This is a genomic window from Pseudomonas sp. LBUM1664 (genome assembly GCF_059695895.1).
The window spans coordinates 1,979,635-1,994,293 of record NZ_CP166791.1; the positions used below are offsets into that span (position 1 = coordinate 1,979,635).

At 60.7% G+C, this 14,659-nt stretch carries 15 protein-coding genes; 9 read left to right on the forward strand and 6 right to left on the reverse strand.

Annotated elements, in window-relative coordinates:
• Positions 1-21: 21 nt before the first annotated feature.
• From kdpC to ACA047_RS09400, 3 genes are all read left to right on the forward strand, one after another.
• On the forward strand, positions 22-567 hold the full coding sequence (kdpC, locus tag ACA047_RS09390; RefSeq protein ID WP_497358677.1) for a potassium-transporting ATPase subunit KdpC: 546 nt from the start codon (positions 22-24) through the stop codon (positions 565-567).
• A 26-nt stretch (positions 568-593) separates the two neighbouring features.
• Entirely contained in the window at positions 594-3,245 is a 2,652-nt protein-coding gene (locus ACA047_RS09395; RefSeq protein WP_497358678.1) for a DUF4118 domain-containing protein, read from the forward strand.
• Between the two features lie 63 nt (positions 3,246-3,308).
• Positions 3,309-4,007, forward strand: coding sequence for a response regulator (locus ACA047_RS09400; RefSeq protein ID WP_497358680.1), 699 nt, complete (start codon positions 3,309-3,311; stop codon positions 4,005-4,007).
• Between the two features lie 116 nt (positions 4,008-4,123).
• Here the strand turns inward: ACA047_RS09400 and ACA047_RS09405 are convergent, their stop codons facing one another.
• Complete coding sequence (locus ACA047_RS09405) at positions 4,124-5,161, reverse strand: patatin-like phospholipase family protein (protein WP_497358682.1); 1,038 nt, start codon at positions 5,159-5,161, stop codon at positions 4,124-4,126.
• Between the two features lie 207 nt (positions 5,162-5,368).
• Here ACA047_RS09405 and ACA047_RS09410 point away from each other — a divergent pair, with 207 nt between their 5' ends.
• The 3 genes from ACA047_RS09410 to ACA047_RS09420 all read left to right on the forward strand — a co-directional run bounded on the left by ACA047_RS09410 (position 5,369) and on the right by ACA047_RS09420 (position 7,465).
• Positions 5,369-5,659, forward strand: a complete 291-nt coding sequence (locus tag ACA047_RS09410; protein ID WP_497358684.1) for a hypothetical protein — start codon at positions 5,369-5,371, stop codon at positions 5,657-5,659.
• A 106-nt stretch (positions 5,660-5,765) separates the two neighbouring features.
• The gene (locus tag ACA047_RS09415) at positions 5,766-6,527 is read left to right on the forward strand and encodes a CHAD domain-containing protein (protein WP_497358685.1); all 762 of its coding nucleotides are present in this window, start codon (positions 5,766-5,768) and stop codon (positions 6,525-6,527) included.
• 140 nt (positions 6,528-6,667) lie between these two features.
• Positions 6,668-7,465, forward strand: a complete 798-nt coding sequence (locus ACA047_RS09420; RefSeq protein WP_497358686.1) for an acyl-CoA thioesterase — start codon at positions 6,668-6,670, stop codon at positions 7,463-7,465.
• A gap of 13 nt (positions 7,466-7,478) precedes the next feature.
• Here ACA047_RS09420 and ACA047_RS09425 read toward each other — a convergent pair whose 3' ends face one another.
• The 3 genes from ACA047_RS09425 to ACA047_RS09435 form a co-directional block, all read right to left on the reverse strand.
• On the reverse strand, positions 7,479-7,841 hold the full coding sequence (locus ACA047_RS09425; RefSeq protein ID WP_497358688.1) for a terminase: 363 nt from the start codon (positions 7,839-7,841) through the stop codon (positions 7,479-7,481).
• 135 nt (positions 7,842-7,976) lie between these two features.
• Positions 7,977-9,458 (reverse strand): methyl-accepting chemotaxis protein, encoded by a 1,482-nt coding sequence (locus ACA047_RS09430; protein WP_497358690.1) that lies wholly within the window; start codon positions 9,456-9,458, stop codon positions 7,977-7,979.
• A 103-nt stretch (positions 9,459-9,561) separates the two neighbouring features.
• Entirely contained in the window at positions 9,562-10,368 is an 807-nt protein-coding gene (locus ACA047_RS09435) for a TatD family hydrolase (RefSeq protein ID WP_497358691.1), read from the reverse strand.
• A gap of 234 nt (positions 10,369-10,602) precedes the next feature.
• Between ACA047_RS09435 and ACA047_RS09440 the strand changes: the two genes are divergently transcribed.
• The 3 genes from ACA047_RS09440 (at position 10,603) to ACA047_RS09450 (ending at position 13,117) form a co-directional block, all read left to right on the forward strand.
• Positions 10,603-12,024 carry an MltF family protein gene (locus tag ACA047_RS09440; RefSeq protein WP_497358692.1) on the forward strand — a complete coding sequence of 474 codons (1,422 nt, stop codon included), beginning with the start codon at positions 10,603-10,605 and terminating at the stop codon, positions 12,022-12,024.
• 100 nt (positions 12,025-12,124) lie between these two features.
• Positions 12,125-12,559, forward strand: a complete 435-nt coding sequence (locus ACA047_RS09445) for a DoxX family protein (RefSeq protein WP_497358694.1) — start codon at positions 12,125-12,127, stop codon at positions 12,557-12,559.
• 249 nt (positions 12,560-12,808) lie between these two features.
• Positions 12,809-13,117, forward strand: a complete 309-nt coding sequence (locus tag ACA047_RS09450) for a class I SAM-dependent methyltransferase (protein WP_497358696.1) — start codon at positions 12,809-12,811, stop codon at positions 13,115-13,117.
• A gap of 5 nt (positions 13,118-13,122) precedes the next feature.
• Here the strand turns inward: ACA047_RS09450 and ACA047_RS09455 are convergent, their stop codons facing one another.
• Both ACA047_RS09455 and greB read right to left on the reverse strand, forming a co-directional pair.
• Positions 13,123-13,974, reverse strand: a complete 852-nt coding sequence (locus ACA047_RS09455; protein ID WP_497358698.1) for a PI-PLC domain-containing protein — start codon at positions 13,972-13,974, stop codon at positions 13,123-13,125.
• A 158-nt stretch (positions 13,975-14,132) separates the two neighbouring features.
• Positions 14,133-14,630 carry a transcription elongation factor GreB gene (greB, locus tag ACA047_RS09460; RefSeq protein WP_497358700.1) on the reverse strand — a complete coding sequence of 166 codons (498 nt, stop codon included), beginning with the start codon at positions 14,628-14,630 and terminating at the stop codon, positions 14,133-14,135.
• Between the last annotated feature and the right edge of the window lie 29 nt (positions 14,631-14,659).

Genomic DNA, 14,659 nt, shown 5'->3' on the forward strand with positions numbered 1-14,659 from the left:
CTTTTAACTGAGGATTTTTGGATGTCCACATTAGTTCGTCCGGCCTTGAGCCTATTGCTTCTGATGACCCTGCTCACCGGCATCGCTTACCCGCTGCTGGTCACAGGCGTGGCGCAAGTCGCTTTTCCCGCGCAGGCCAACGGCAGCCTGGTCTTTGATGCCAACGGCAAAGTCCGTGGCTCGATGCTGATCGCCCAGGATTTTGCCGGCGATGCCTGGTTTCATCCACGTCCGTCGGCCGGTGCTTTCGCCACGGTAGCCAGTGGCGCCAGCAACTTTTCCCCGAGCAACCCGGCTCTGGCCGCGCGGGTCATCGATGACGCTCACAAACTGCAAGTGCCCGGCCAGGGCCCGGTGCCGTTGGCGCTGCTGACGACCTCCGGCAGCGGGTTGGACCCGCACTTGCCACCGGCCGCGATTGCCTATCAACTGGCGCGTGTCGCCACGGCGCGCAACCTGCCGGTGTCGACATTGCAGCGACTGCTCGACGCTCACATTGAGCAACCTTTGGTGGGGCCGCCGGTGGTAAATGTGCTGGCGTTGAACCTGGCCCTGGAAAAACTGTAGAGCGGATGACAAGAGAACCCCACAGCATGAGCGACTCCGGCCGCGCCGACGCACTGTTAGCCAATTTACCTCGCAACGACCGTGGCCGGCTCAAGGTCTTCCTTGGCGCGGCCCCGGGTGTTGGCAAGACCTACGCCATGCTGCAAGCGGCCCATACTCAGCTACGCCAAGGCGTGAAGGTCATTGCCGGCGTGGTGGAAACCCACGGTCGCAGCGAAACCGAAGCGCTGCTCGGTGGACTGGCGCAACAGCCGTTGGTGCGCTCGGAATATCGCGGTGTGATGCTCGAAGAAATGGACCTCGACGGCCTGCTCGTCGCCCGGCCGACCTTGGTACTGGTGGACGAACTCGCTCACAGCAATGCGCCGGGCAGCCGTCATGCCAAACGCTGGCAAGACATCCAGGAACTGCTCGCCGCCGGCATCGATGTCTACACCACCGTCAACGTCCAACACCTGGAAAGCCTCAACGATCAGGTCCGTGGCATCACCGGCGTGCAGGTTCGCGAGACACTGCCGGACTGGGTCCTGCAGGAAGCCGATGAACTGCTGCTGATTGACCTGCCGCCGCGCGAACTGCTGGAGCGCCTGCGCGATGGCAAGGTCTACGTGCCGGAACAGGCCCGGGCGGCGATCGATGCGTTTTTCACCCAGACCAACCTGACCGCGTTGCGCGAACTGGCCATGCAGACCGCTGCTGCGCAGGTGGATAACGACCTGGCCCAGGGGTATCGACAGCTGGGCCAGGCGGCGCCGGCGGTGCGGGGTCGATTGCTGGTGGGGGTGGGCGGTGACGCTCAGGCTGAACGTCTGGTGCGCCATGCCAGCCGCGTGGCCCAGCGCCGGCATCTGCCCTGGAGCCTGGTGCACGTGGACAACGGCAGTGCAGGGAACGAACCATCACGCCAGCACTTGCAAAACGCCCAGCAACTGGCTGAACGCCTCGGCGGGGAAGTGGTGCTGCTGCGGGCCGGCGAAGTCGCCAAAACCCTGATCCAGCATGCCACCGAACGTCGCGCCACACTGGTGTTGGTGGGCCAGTCCCGACCGAGTCTGCGTCGGCGACTGTTCGGTGGTGGCCTGGCTTCACGTTTGCTGCGTGATGCCCGGGGATTGGAAATCAACGTGCTGGACAGCGATGAACAGCCCCGTCCTGCCCGTGTGCGTTCAAGCGCCGTCCAGACCGGGTTCGACTACGTGCTGGCGCTGGTAGCAACGGTGGCGGCCAGTGCATTGGCCTGGGGGATTTCGGGGCTTTTGGCGTTGCCCAATATTTCCCTGGTGTTTCTGATGGCGGTGTTGCTGGTGGCGGTACGCAGCAGCCTCGGTCCGGCGCTGGCCTGCTCGGCGTTATCGTTCCTGGCTTATGACTTTCTGTTCATTCCGCCGAATTTTTCCCTCACCATCCAGCGCGAAGAAGACGTGCTGACGCTGGTGTTCTTCCTGCTGATGGCTACGCTGACCGGCAACCTCGCAGCCCGCCAGCGCCGGCAATTGCAAGCCCTGCGCGACACCCAGCAAGAAACCGGTGAATTGCTCGACCTGTCGCGCAAACTCACTGCCGCCACTGACCGCCAGGCGGTGGTCACCGCTGCTGCGCAGCACCTCAATGGCTGGCACGACTTGCAACTGTGCCTGCTGAACCGCGACGGCCAGGGCGGCTGGAAGGTCGAGACCGGTGAACATCTGGACTTCACCGAAGCCGAGCGCGCAGCGGCCGACTGGGCTTGGCAACATGATCAACCGGCCGGCGCCGGCACCGGGACGCTGCCGTCCGGGCGCTGGTGGTGGTGGCCATTGTCGGCAGAAGGTGGGCCGTTGGCATTGCTGGGTGTGTGTCCGAAAGAAGGCAAGCCCCTGAGCGGCCAGCGTCGTCGTTTGCTGTCGGCCCTCAGTCAACCATTGGCCCAGGCGCTGGCTCGGGCGCAACTGGCCCAGGACCTGGAAGCGGCGCGCCTGCACGGCGAAACCGAGCAGCTGCGCAGCGCTTTGCTGGCTTCAGTGTCCCACGACTTGCGCACGCCGCTGACGTCCATGCGCGGCAGCATCGACAGCTTGCTGGCGCTGGGAGAAGCGATCCCGCTGGCAGATCGTCGTGAACTGCTCGAAGGCACTCGCGATGAAGCCGAGCGGCTGGATCGCTACATCCAGAACTTGCTGGACATGACTCGCCTGGGCCACGGCGCCCTGAAGCTGGCGCGGGACTGGGTGTCGCCGGCTGATATCGTCGGCAGCGCGCTGAACCGCCTGCGGGCGGTGCTGGCACCGCTGGCGGTCAGTATCGAGGTGCCCGCCGAGTTGCCGTTGCTGTATGTCCATGCGGCACTGATCGAACAGGCTCTGGTGAACGTGCTGGAGAACGCCGCGCGATTTTCGCCGGCCCACGGGCGGCTGCTGTTGAGCGCCGACGCGACGGACAGCGAAGTGTTTTTTTCTGTGGCCGATGAAGGCCCCGGGATCCCTGAAGAAGATCGGCAGAAAATCTTCGACATGTTCTACACTGCTGCGCGCGGCGATCGGGGCGGGCAGGGCACGGGGCTGGGCTTGGCGATCTGTCAGGGCATGGTCGGCGCCCATGGCGGGCGCATTAGCGTGGACGACGGCCTCGACGGGCGCGGCACCTGCATCACCCTGCACCTGCCATTGCAGGCGCAACCGGGCATGGACGATGAAGCCTGAGCGGCGTTGCGTTACTCTCTAGCCACCAGGCCACTAGCTACTTGATTGCACGAACGGACTCCCATGAGCCAGACCGCGACCCTTTTGGTCATCGATGACGAACCGCAGATCCGCAAATTCCTGCGCATCAGCCTGACCTCCCAAGGCTACAAGGTGCTGGAAGCCGGCACCGGTACCGAAGGCCTGGCCCAGGCGGCGTTGAACAAACCCGACCTGCTGGTGCTCGACCTGGGGCTGCCGGACATGGACGGCCAACAGGTGCTGCGCGAGTTTCGCCAATGGTCGACGGTGCCGGTGCTGGTGCTTTCGGTGCGGGCCAGCGAAGCGCAGAAGGTCGAGGCACTGGACAACGGCGCCAACGATTATGTGACCAAGCCGTTCGGCATCCAGGAGTTCCTGGCCCGCGTCCGTGCCCTGCTGCGCCAGGCCCCGGCAGGCGAAGCACGGGAGGCGGCGCTGACGTTCGGCCCACTGACGGTGGACCTGGCTTATCGCCGGGTGCTGCTGGACGGCGCCGAAGTGGCCCTGACCCGTAAGGAATATGCCGTACTGGCACAACTGGCGCGGCACCCGGGGCGGGTCATCACCCAGCAGCAACTGCTCAAGGACATCTGGGGTCCGACTCACACCGAAGACAGCCATTACCTGCGGATCGTGGTCGGCCATCTGCGTCAGAAACTGGCCGACGACCCGACCCGGCCGAGATTCATTGCGACCGAGGCCGGAGTGGGATATCGGTTGTTGGGGGAGGGTGGAGTTTAGTTTTTCATTGCCTGGGCTGCCGCCATTGCGAGCTGAAACAAATTTTGTGAACTCAGCAGGACCAATGTGGGAGCGAGCCTGATCACGATGAGGCCCTCACAGCCACTCGAGATCCTTCATCTCTGATCATTCTCATACCGATCCAGCGTATCCCGGGCAATCTCCCGCCCCAAAGCGATCAGCTCCGGCGCCTTGTAGAACTCGAAAAAACGACACACCCGCTTCGGCACGTTGATCAGCACATCCGGCGGATAACCGGCAATCTTGTACTGGGCCAGCGAGGTCTGCATCACCTCGAAGCTCTGGTTGATCAAGTCCAGCAACGAGGCCGGGCCGACGTTATCGATGATGAATGAACCGGTAGCGGATTTCGGCGCGCCTTCGGTTTCAGGCGCGGCGGCCGGTTGCTGGCCTTCGGGCTCGGCGGACTCGAGCCATGGGTTGATGTCGGCCGCCTCGGCCTTTAACGCTTCCTGCTCCAGCAGCAACAATTGCTCGGCCTGTTTGCGGCGAAACGGCAGGTGCGAACCCAGGGAACTGATGAGGTTGTCGAAGCGGCTCCTGAACGCCGGGGGACGTTGGATCACTGGCAGTTTGTAGTGGTTCTGGTTGGTGGAGTTGAGGTTGACCGCGATGATCAGGTCGCAATGACTCGACACCACCGGCACGATCGGCAACGGATTGAGCAGGCCGCCATCCACCAGCATGCGGTTGCCTTGCATCACCGGCGTGAACAGGCTGGGAATCGCCGCCGAGGCGCGCATCGCCTGATGCAGGCAACCTTCCTGGAACCAGATTTCCTGCTGGTTGGTCAGGTCGGTGGCCACGGCGGTGTAGGGAATGCGCAGGTCTTCAATGTTGAGTTCGCCAACAATCTTGCGGATTTGCCCGAAGACTTTCTCGCCGCGAATCGCCCCCAGGCGAAAGCTGACGTCCACCAGCCGCAGGACATCCAGATAATCGAGGCTTTCGATCCAGTTGCGGTAATCCTTGAGCTTGCCCGCAGCATAGATGCCACCCACGACGGCGCCCATCGAACAACCGGCGATGCAGGCAATGTCATAGCCACGGCGTTCGATTTCTTCGATCACCCCGATATGGGCGTAGCCTCGGGCGCCGCCCGAGCCCAATACCAATGCGACACGTTTTGTCATGACCCGGCCTCTTGTCGAACAGGCGTCAACAATGCACCCATCCACGGCCAGGCTCAATCGTTGTGGTGCAGGCATCGTTTTTTGACACGTCGGGGCGGCATTTGCGTATTCTCGCCACACTTGAATTTCTGCGGCCAAGCCAAGGCACTTTTCGCCTTGGCCACCGTCTTACCAGCACGACTGTTGACCTGACTTGAGGTGTAATCGATGAAAGCCCGGATCTGCCTGCCCCTGGTGGCATCTTTGATGGTTTTGGCCCTGGCCGGTTGTGCAGGCAAAACCGCTTACCGCGACAGCTGCGGTAGCCAGCTCGACAGCGCCTGGCATGAGCTGGACCTGGCCAAGGCCGAAGGTTTTGCCGGCACTGTCAGCTACTCCAAGGCCCTGTCGCTGTTGACCGGCGCCAAGACCCAACAGCAATTCGAAGCTTTCGAGGGCTGTGCCAAGAAAGCCGAGAAGGCGCGCTTCTACATCCGCGAGTCCCGCGCAGGACGCTAAAAGCAGCGACAAGCCGTCAGCTGCAAGTTACAAGTATCGGGCGCACAGCGCTCCTCACTTGAAGCTTGCAGCTTGACGCTCAAAGCTGCGTACGGAGTACGTCCCCATGATCGATCGGCTGGTGGCCCAAGTTCTGGGCCTGGAAATCCGTCTGTTGGCCTGTCAGGCCCGCTTGAATGCCCATACCGACAGCGAAGCATTGCACGACCTGCGAACCACGGTTCGCCGTTTGCGCAGTCTGCTTCGCCCGTTACGCGGGTTGCCCGGTGTCGAACAGCTGGAGACGGCTGCTTCGGCGGTCGGCACCCTGACCACACCCTTGCGTGACCGGGAAGTGTTGGCGGCTTACCTTGAACAGCACGGCAAGCCTGAAGCGGCGCAGCGGCGTCAGGTGCAAATGGCCAACGCTTATCCCGCTGTGGCCGGCAGCTCGGAGCTGGCGCAATTGCTGATGATCCTCGACGCCTTCCCGCGCTTCATTCGCGCAGCCCAGCGCCAGGGCCTGCTCAAGGGGTTGCGCAAACGCATCGAAAAGCGTCTGGATAAACAGTGGGAGAAACTCGGCGAAGCCTTGCGCGACCCGACCCATGACCGCCACCGTTTACGTCTGCTGATCAAGCGCGTGCGCTACGCCATCGAAGCCTACCCTGAACTCGACCGCCTGCCCGAAGCAGCCATGCCACGGCTCAAGTCCGCTCAGGGCGCGCTGGGCGACTGGCACGATTGCTGGCAATGGCTGGCCAGGGCCGAGCAGGAAACCGATCTGCAACCCTGTGTGCCGGTTTGGCTGGGCACCATGGAAAAGGCCGAGGCCCGGGCCGATAAGGTGCTTGATAAACTTATCGCCAGTTGCTTCAAAAAATCCTGAGTCCTGCACATATTCCACAATGGGGATGGATTCAGGTGGTGCGGCTTTTCTGTCAGTCTCTTTGGCCGGAATGAGCGCTGTGCCGCTTGCCTGGGCTGGTTAAGATCCCTTCATCTTTTGCCCACGTTTGCGAGGTTGTCATGCGCTTTTCCGATTTGATCGATGCGGTGCGTCGTCAGCCAGACGCCGTGATCATCGCGCCTGAATGGGGTCAGGGCCGCGCCACTTTTGGCGGGTTGGTAGCGGCGCTGCAATACGAAGCAATGCGTGCGCAGGTGCCGGCGGATCGCCTGGTGCGTTCGCTGGCGATCACCTTTGTCGGCCCGGTCGAACCGGATGTGCCGGTCAGCTTCGAGGTCGACGTGTTGCGTGAAGGCAAGGCGGTCAGCCAGGTATTGGGGCGAGCGGTGCAGAACGGCCAGGTGGTGACCGTGGTGCAAGGCAGTTTCGGCGCATCGCGCTCCTCCGTGGTGGCGGTGCAGGCTGACCCCGCGCCGGAATTCAAAAGCGTGGAACAATGCCAGGAGCTGCCCTACATCAAAGGCGGTACGCCGGAATTCATGCGTCACCTGGCGATGTCGTGGAGTGTCGGTGGTTTGCCGTTCACGGGCAATAAGTCCCGCAGCATGGGGGGCTGGGTGCGCTTGCGCGGTGATGTGAAAGAAGAACCGTTGAACGAGGGCCATATCCTGGCGTTGGTAGATGCCTGGCCTCCGGCGTTGTTGCCCCACCTGACCCACATGGCCCCGGGCAGCACGCTCACCTGGACCATTGAGTTCGTCCAGCCGCTGCTGGAGCTCACGACACTGGACTGGTGCAAATACCTGGCCGAGATCGAACACGCCGAGGACGGCTATGGCCATGTCGCCGCGAAATTCTGGAGTGCCGATGGCCGCTTGATCGCCATGAGCCGGCAGACGGTGACGATTTTCGCCTGAGGCTTTCGGCGACTCAGTGACGGTGGCGATCTCGCCAGGCGCGCCACCAGCCACCGCTGAGAAAGAATCGGGGAAAGGTCAGGAACTGCTCCACCACCAAGCGCGATATTGCATCTTTGCGATCACTGAAGGGTTCGGAGGCCTGGGCCTCCAGACTATGACCGTGGCCCTGCAAGCCGAGTGCAGCGAGCAGACCGACGATGCCGATGGCGACGTTGGCCAGGCTCAGGCTGAACACCCCCGACACAATCAGCAGAAACGCGATGATGAACAGCGGTACCGCAATCAGGTGCAGCACCAGGTTGGTTGGGTGGCGATGGTTGTCAGGGTAGGCGCGCCATTGCCAGGCCGCAAGGTTGGGGTGACGTTTGCCCATGATGCTGTTCCTTGAGTTCATGAAACCGAATAACCCAAGAATAAGCCTGGCCGAGCGGGACGGCGAATCGCAGTTGGCTATCGAAGTGATAGGCGGCCATAGCGTTTCACCTCACAGGCCCACGGGCACAACGCTCTAGAGCTTGAGTTGCCCGATTGCCTTGCTCAACTCGCCCGCCAGCGTCGCCAGTTCATGGCTGGTGGTGGCTGAGTCCACCGTCTGGCGCACAGTGTTTTCGGTCACGTCGCGAATACTCACCACCGCCCGGTTCATTTCCTCGGCCACGTGGCTTTGCTGCTCGGCCGCGACAGCTATCTGGGTGTTGCTCTCGCGCATCTGCGCCACCGCACTGGTGATTTGCGCCAGCGCCTCGCCGGCCTCACGGGCCTGTTGCACGCAATCGTCGGCTTTGCACGAACTCTCCTGCATGAAATCCACTGCGTCCCGGGTGCCGGCCTGCAAGGCTGACACCATGGTGGTGATCTCATCCGTTGAGGTTTGTACGCGCTTGGCCAGGTTGCGCACCTCATCGGCCACCACGGCAAAGCCCCGGCCCATTTCCCCGGCCCGCGCGGCTTCGATGGCCGCATTGAGGGCCAGCAGGTTGGTCTGTTCGGCAATGCTATGAATGACGCTGACCACGCTGTTGATCTTCTGGCTGTCTTCGGCCAGGCGCTGGATCATTTCGGCGGTCTGCTGCACGCCCGAGGACAGCCCGGTGATCGACTGTTGTACACGGCTGACCACTTCGCGACCGTTGCCGGCCAGGGTGTCGGCGGTTTTCGACAGGTCGCGGGTGGCGCCGGCATGTTGGGCGATGTGATAAACCGTGGCGGACATCTCGTTGATCGCTGTGGCCGCCTGGTCGGTTTCGCTCTGCTGGCCGAGCATGCCGTGACGTACATCGTTCATGCTCGACGCCAGGCGCGCTGCACCACTGTCCAGTTGCCGGGCGGTGCTGGCAACCGTATCGACCACCCGTTGATAACCGGCCTGCATGGCGTTGAACGCCGCGGCCATCTGACCCACTTCGTCCTTGCAGGCCAGGGGCACGCGGGCGGACAGGTCACCGGTTTTTTCCACGTGCAGCATCACGTCCTTCAGGGTGTTGAGTTGGCTGAGCAAGAAACGGATCAACAACTGCGATGCGCCCAGCATCGCCAACATCAGCACGAACACCGCCACGGCGTATTGACTGAAGCGTTCGCTGAACACTTGGCTGAGGCTTGCGCCCTTGGCCAGTACGGCGAGCCGTTGGTCGTCTCCTCGGCGGATCACTTCGGCCCCCAGCAGCGGATGGTCGCCGAACAGTGGTCCAGCGTTGAATTCGACCCAGCCATCGGCCTGCGTCAGTGAAGGCAGCGATTGCTCATTGAAAATGGGGATCTGGCCGCGATGGTAGCTCAGCAGGTCATCAGCCTTGGGCAGTGGCTGCCCGGCAGGCCAGGCATCGAGCAATTGCGCCTTGGCTTGGGCGTTCGCCTGAGCGGTGTGGTTTCGCGCCTGTTGTTCGAGGTGCACCGCGTAGAGCACCAGTAGCAAGGTGGTAAAAAAAGCGACCGCATTGACCGCCCAGAATTTGTACTTCAGCGAGATATTGCTAAGCCAGGCACCCATGGAAGGTCTTCTCTGATAGCGGAAACAGTTTTGGCAAGGTGCCATTATTGTGCCGCTATTCAGGGGGCTGGTTTTGATGTGGGTCAACAGAGGATCTAATGGGTCAGGAAATTGAGGGCAACCCAAAAAATGCCCGCGAGCATGCCGTGCTGTGGGCCGCCAGGTCTTCCTGCGTTTCGTCCCGATGCAGGGCAATTTCGCGCAAGACCTCCGTCAGGTAGGCCGGCTCGTTGCGACCGTTCTTGGGTTTGGGTCGCAGTGTGCGGGGCAGCAGGTACGGTGCGTCGCTTTCGAGCATTAGCCGGCCGCGAGGGATTTCGCGCACCAACGGGTGTAAATGCGTGCCCCGGCGTTCATCGCAGATCCAGCCGGTGATACCGATGTGCAAGTCCAGGTCGAGGTAGCTGAACAGCGCCTTTTTCTCACCGGTAAAACAATGCACCACGGCGGCGGGCAACTGATCGCGAAAGTCCCGCAGGATTTCCAGCATCCGCTGATCGGCGTCCCGTTCATGAAGGAAGACCGGCAGTTGCAATTCCACCGCGAGAGCGAGATGTTCTTCCAGGACTTTTTCCTGCTGCGCACGGGGGGAGAAGTCCCGGTTGAAATCCAGCCCACATTCACCCACCGCGCGGACTCGGCTTTGTATCAGCAAATCCTTGAGGTGCCTGGCGCTATCGGCGGTCCAGTCGCTGGCGCTGTGGGGGTGAATGCCGGCGGTGGAAAATAGCCGCTGCCCGCTGTCGTCGAGGCGCTGGCACAGCTCCAGGGCCTGTTCGCTGCCCTCGACGCTGGTGCCGGTCAGGACCAGTTGGCAGACCCCGGCTTCATAGGCGCGTTCAAGCACTGCCTGGTGTTTGTCGGCGAAACTGGGGTTGGTCAGGTTGACGCCGATATCGATGAGTTGCATGGTGCTACCTCGGCCCAAAGGCCGGAAAGCATATCAGAGCTGTAGATTTATAAGAAAAGCCAAGAACTACAACGAGTTGAGGCTGTCTGTTAAGGCCGCGAGACAAGTCGGGTTGGTATAAACGCCATCACTGTGCCAGTCTTTCGCACTTTTTCAGCGCCAAGGCGCTCTGTTTCTGTCGACCCAGCCTCGATTTTTCAAGGAGGCGGTCCACAGTATCCTTCCGGAGAGTGGATGACACGTCCCCAGGTGTTGCTACTGTTGTGTTGTTCGCTGTTGCTGCCGATGCCGGCCGAAGCGCGGCTGCCCGGACCGGTGCAGGCCGTGGCGCCGGGCACGGTGCGCGACTTGGCGCAAATCCGCAGTAGCCGGGTGTTGAAGGTACTGGTCAACCAGAGCCGCAACAGTTCCGGTGAAGTCCAGGGCCAGCCCATCGGCGTCGAATACCATCGGTTGCGCGCCTTCGAGCAATACCTTAATGGCCACGCCCGGGACGGCCAGGAAATCACCCTCAAGATCATTCCCAAGGCCAAGGACCAGTTGCTTGGCGCCTTGCAGCGCGGGGAGGGCGATCTTGTGGCGCCCGGGGAGTTGCTCGAGCCCCAGGCCGGTCATGCAGTCAGCGCCAGCGATCCGATCCGTACCGACGTGCCCTTAGTGCTGGTGGGCATCAAGGGCGAGAAGCGCTACACCCGTGTGGAGCAACTGTCCGGCAAGACTCTCGCGCTGCCCAACGGCAGCGCGGCAGGGGATGCGGTGAGCCAGATCAACCAGAAGCTGGCGCTGCTCAAATTGTCACCGGTGAAGATTGAATGGGTCGACCCCACCCTGGCAGTCGAAGATGTGCTGGAAATGGTTCAGGGCGGGATTTTCCACCTGACCATTGTCGAGCAGCCCATCGCCGAGCGCTGGGGCAAGATCCTTCCCAAGCTGCGCCTCGACCGTCAGTTGCTGATCGGCAAGCCGGGTGACGAGTATTGGTTCGTCCGTCGCGATGCCTCCATGCTACGGGCGAGCATTGACCAGTTCCTGGTGACCTACAAGGTGCCGGCCAACGAGGACGCTGCGTTCCTGCGCATCTACCGCCGCTTGTACCAGGTTCACTATCCGCTCGCCCGGGCTGATCGCCAGCGCTTGGAGAAGCTGCGCCCTGTGTTGCAAAAACATGCCGAGGCCCAAGGCATGGACTGGCTCAACCTGGCGGCCCTGGCATTCAAGGAATCCGCCTTGCAACCCAGCGCCCGCAGCGGCAGCGGCCCCACCGGCCTGATGCAGATTACCCCGTCGGCGGCGCAGCGGGTCGGGGTCAATAACATCCAGAACCTGGACGCCAACGTGCTGGCCGGCGCCAAATACCTGGCTTTGATTCGCCGCAAGTTTTTCGCCAGCCCCAAGCTCAACGAGCGCGAGCGCATGGCCTTCGTATTGGCGGCCTATAACATCGGGCCTGAGCGCGTCCAAGGCATGCGGGCCGAGGCCCAGCGGCGTGGGCTGAACCCCAATCAGTGGTTCTTCCAGGTCGAGCGCATTGCCATGGAGCAGGTGGGAATGGGCGCCGTCAGCTACGTTAATAGCGTAAACAAATATTATCTGGCATTTGATCGGGAGCGGGAGTCGCTGGAACCGGAGGAGCAAAAGGTCGCCCTGCGAAAGTGATCGATTAAATTGATTGGTATGTCGAAATTTTTGCGCTTTTATAACAAGTTTTTTTGATTAATATGGCGACCAACAACCACACACCAAGGGATGAACCCGCATGAGCTCGTTGATCAACAAAGTCCTGTTTACCCGCGCTGGCTACGGCCTGACTGTTCTGCGCATCGCTGTCGGGATCATTTTCGCCGCTCACGGTTCGCAGAAACTTTTCGGCCTGTTCGGTGGCTACGGCCTGGCGGGTACGGCGCAATGGATGGAAAGCATCGGCCTGACCCCGGGTTATCTGATGGCGACGCTGGCGGGCGGTACTGAGTTTTTTGCCGGGTTGGCGCTGATCATCGGCCTGCTGGCCCGTCCGGCTGCACTGGGCCTGGCCTTCCTGTCGCTGGTGGCGATTTTCTCCGTGCACATCGGCAACGGTCTGTTCATGGCCAACAACGGTTATGAGTTTGCCCTGGCCTTGCTGGCGGGCAGCATTGCGGTGCTGATCGAAGGTGCCGGCAAGCTGTCGGTCGATCGCGCCATCGCTGGTTGATTGCCCGATTCGATCATCAAGGCCCGTCTTGTACGGGCCTTTTTTGTGCGCGCAGATTCTTGACACTGGCCGGTCAGCTTCTCTAGGATGCCGCTCATGCGCCGATTTAAACAGCTACTTGCGGGGCGCCAGGTGACTCACTCAGTTGCCGACAGAAGCCGGAAAACAGGCTTCGAAATACCGCTAAAGCGCTGGTTCGGTGTTGCCTCTCACCTGCCATGCAGACTTTTGAGGCAGAGACACGACACGATGAACGCACCCAGCCCCCTAGTACGTCTTGCGCCGATCACGGCGAACCTTTTGCAGCGCAATCCAAAAATTCTCCTGGGCGGCACCCACCAGCCAACGCTGTTGCGTTATCTCGATGGCTGGCCGCGACGCAGTCACGGGCCTGCGGCTTTCCTGATCCAGTTTGTCGAAGACGGTGAGTCCCTGGCGCGTTTCGCCGACGACAGTTTCGACCTGGCCGTCATCCAGTCCCCCAGTGCGGCGGACGCACCTGAAATGATCCGGCAACTGACCCGTGTGGCACGGCAGGGCTTGATCACTCGTCGTTGAGGTGTTCAGCCTTTGGCGCGAGCCCTGAACTGGTTGGCATGCATGCAATTGAGCACGATGTCGCTGCGGGTCGACCAATCGGTATTGATGATGTGAAAGCGCTGGATATAACTGTCGATGTCCTTGGATTGGAACCAGGCATCCACTTTGTCGCTGAAGTCGTCGGGGACGAACAGGCCAGTGTATTTAGCGCATTGAATAGCGCGAAGCGCGTAAGGTCTTTTGGGTCTCATGCTGGCTTCATCCATGAAGGTTTTCAACTTCGAAGTGGAGAGGTAGTTTTCGCCGATCCATTGTTGTTCGACGCCGGGCCAGTCATCGGGGTCGCCACGACCGCTGTTATAGGAAATGACCACGGTACGCCCTGGGGTTTTCTGCCGAAGTTGCTCCAGTGTTAAATAGCTCAAGGAGTAAGGGATCAGGCGTGGGCCGATCATTTGATCGATGAGCTGTTGAAGTTCCCCGTGCGAAGAACTGGTAAAATTTTTGAACTGGTGAAAATTCAAGATAATAATTTCGTTCTTTCGGGCAGGGTCGGTATAAAAAGCGTTAAGCACCTCCAAAACATCGCCAGCAACGGTTCGGCCCGATGAAGTCAGGTGATACAGCTGGAAGCGTCGGGGGTGGCCGACGGGCTGGTTGGCAAATAGTTCTACCCGCAGATCGAACACCCTGAATCCTCTATTGAGCTGATCGCGGATAGGCACGTCCTGAGCGATTTCATTGGGCGCTAAAAATTTGGGAGCCTCTCTATCACAACCGGAGTTGTGGGTGCCAGGGAGTATCAGTTCATCAATACGAAGTTTGTATATGCCAGGTGTGTTGTCCATCCAGTGAGGGTGATAATGAGTGCTCATGCTATTCATCCTTGAATATTTTATTCGAAAGTTAAAGTGCGCCTCGTTGGCGTGCTTTTAATTTCTTGGAAAAGAGAGTTTGTGTCAAATCGCAGAGGTTAATATCCTATGTCGGGATATTATCAAGAAGGAAGTTTGAGTCGTGGAGGGTGTGGTCTTTATAAATATTCAATATGGGTGATATACAGCAGTTGCTCCCCAGCTGGAGTTTGAACGGTGACTTCAGCGTCCAGCGCTTTACCAATCAGCGCCCGTGCCAGCGGTGAGTCAATACTGATCAGGTTCTGCTTCAAATTGAGCTCGTCCGGGCCGACGATGCGATAGCGTGATTCCTTGCCATCCTCATCTTCCACAGTGACCCAGGCGCCGAAATACACCTTGTTTGGATCGCTGGGTTTTTCACTGACCACTTTGAGTGCTTCGAGGCGCTTGGTGAGGAAGCGCACGCGACTGTCGATTTCCCGCAGCATTTTCTTGCCGTAGGTGTATTCGGCATTTTCCGAACGATCACCCTGGGCCGCCGCCTCGCTGACCGACTGGGTCACTTGAGGGCGGCGTACATGCCACAGTTCATGGAATTCAGCACGCATCCGCGCTTCACCCTCGGGGGTGATCAGCGCGGTGCCGGCGGTGCGGGGTGGACGATAACGGCTCATGGCAATTTCTTGTAAGGGCGAAGCCCAGA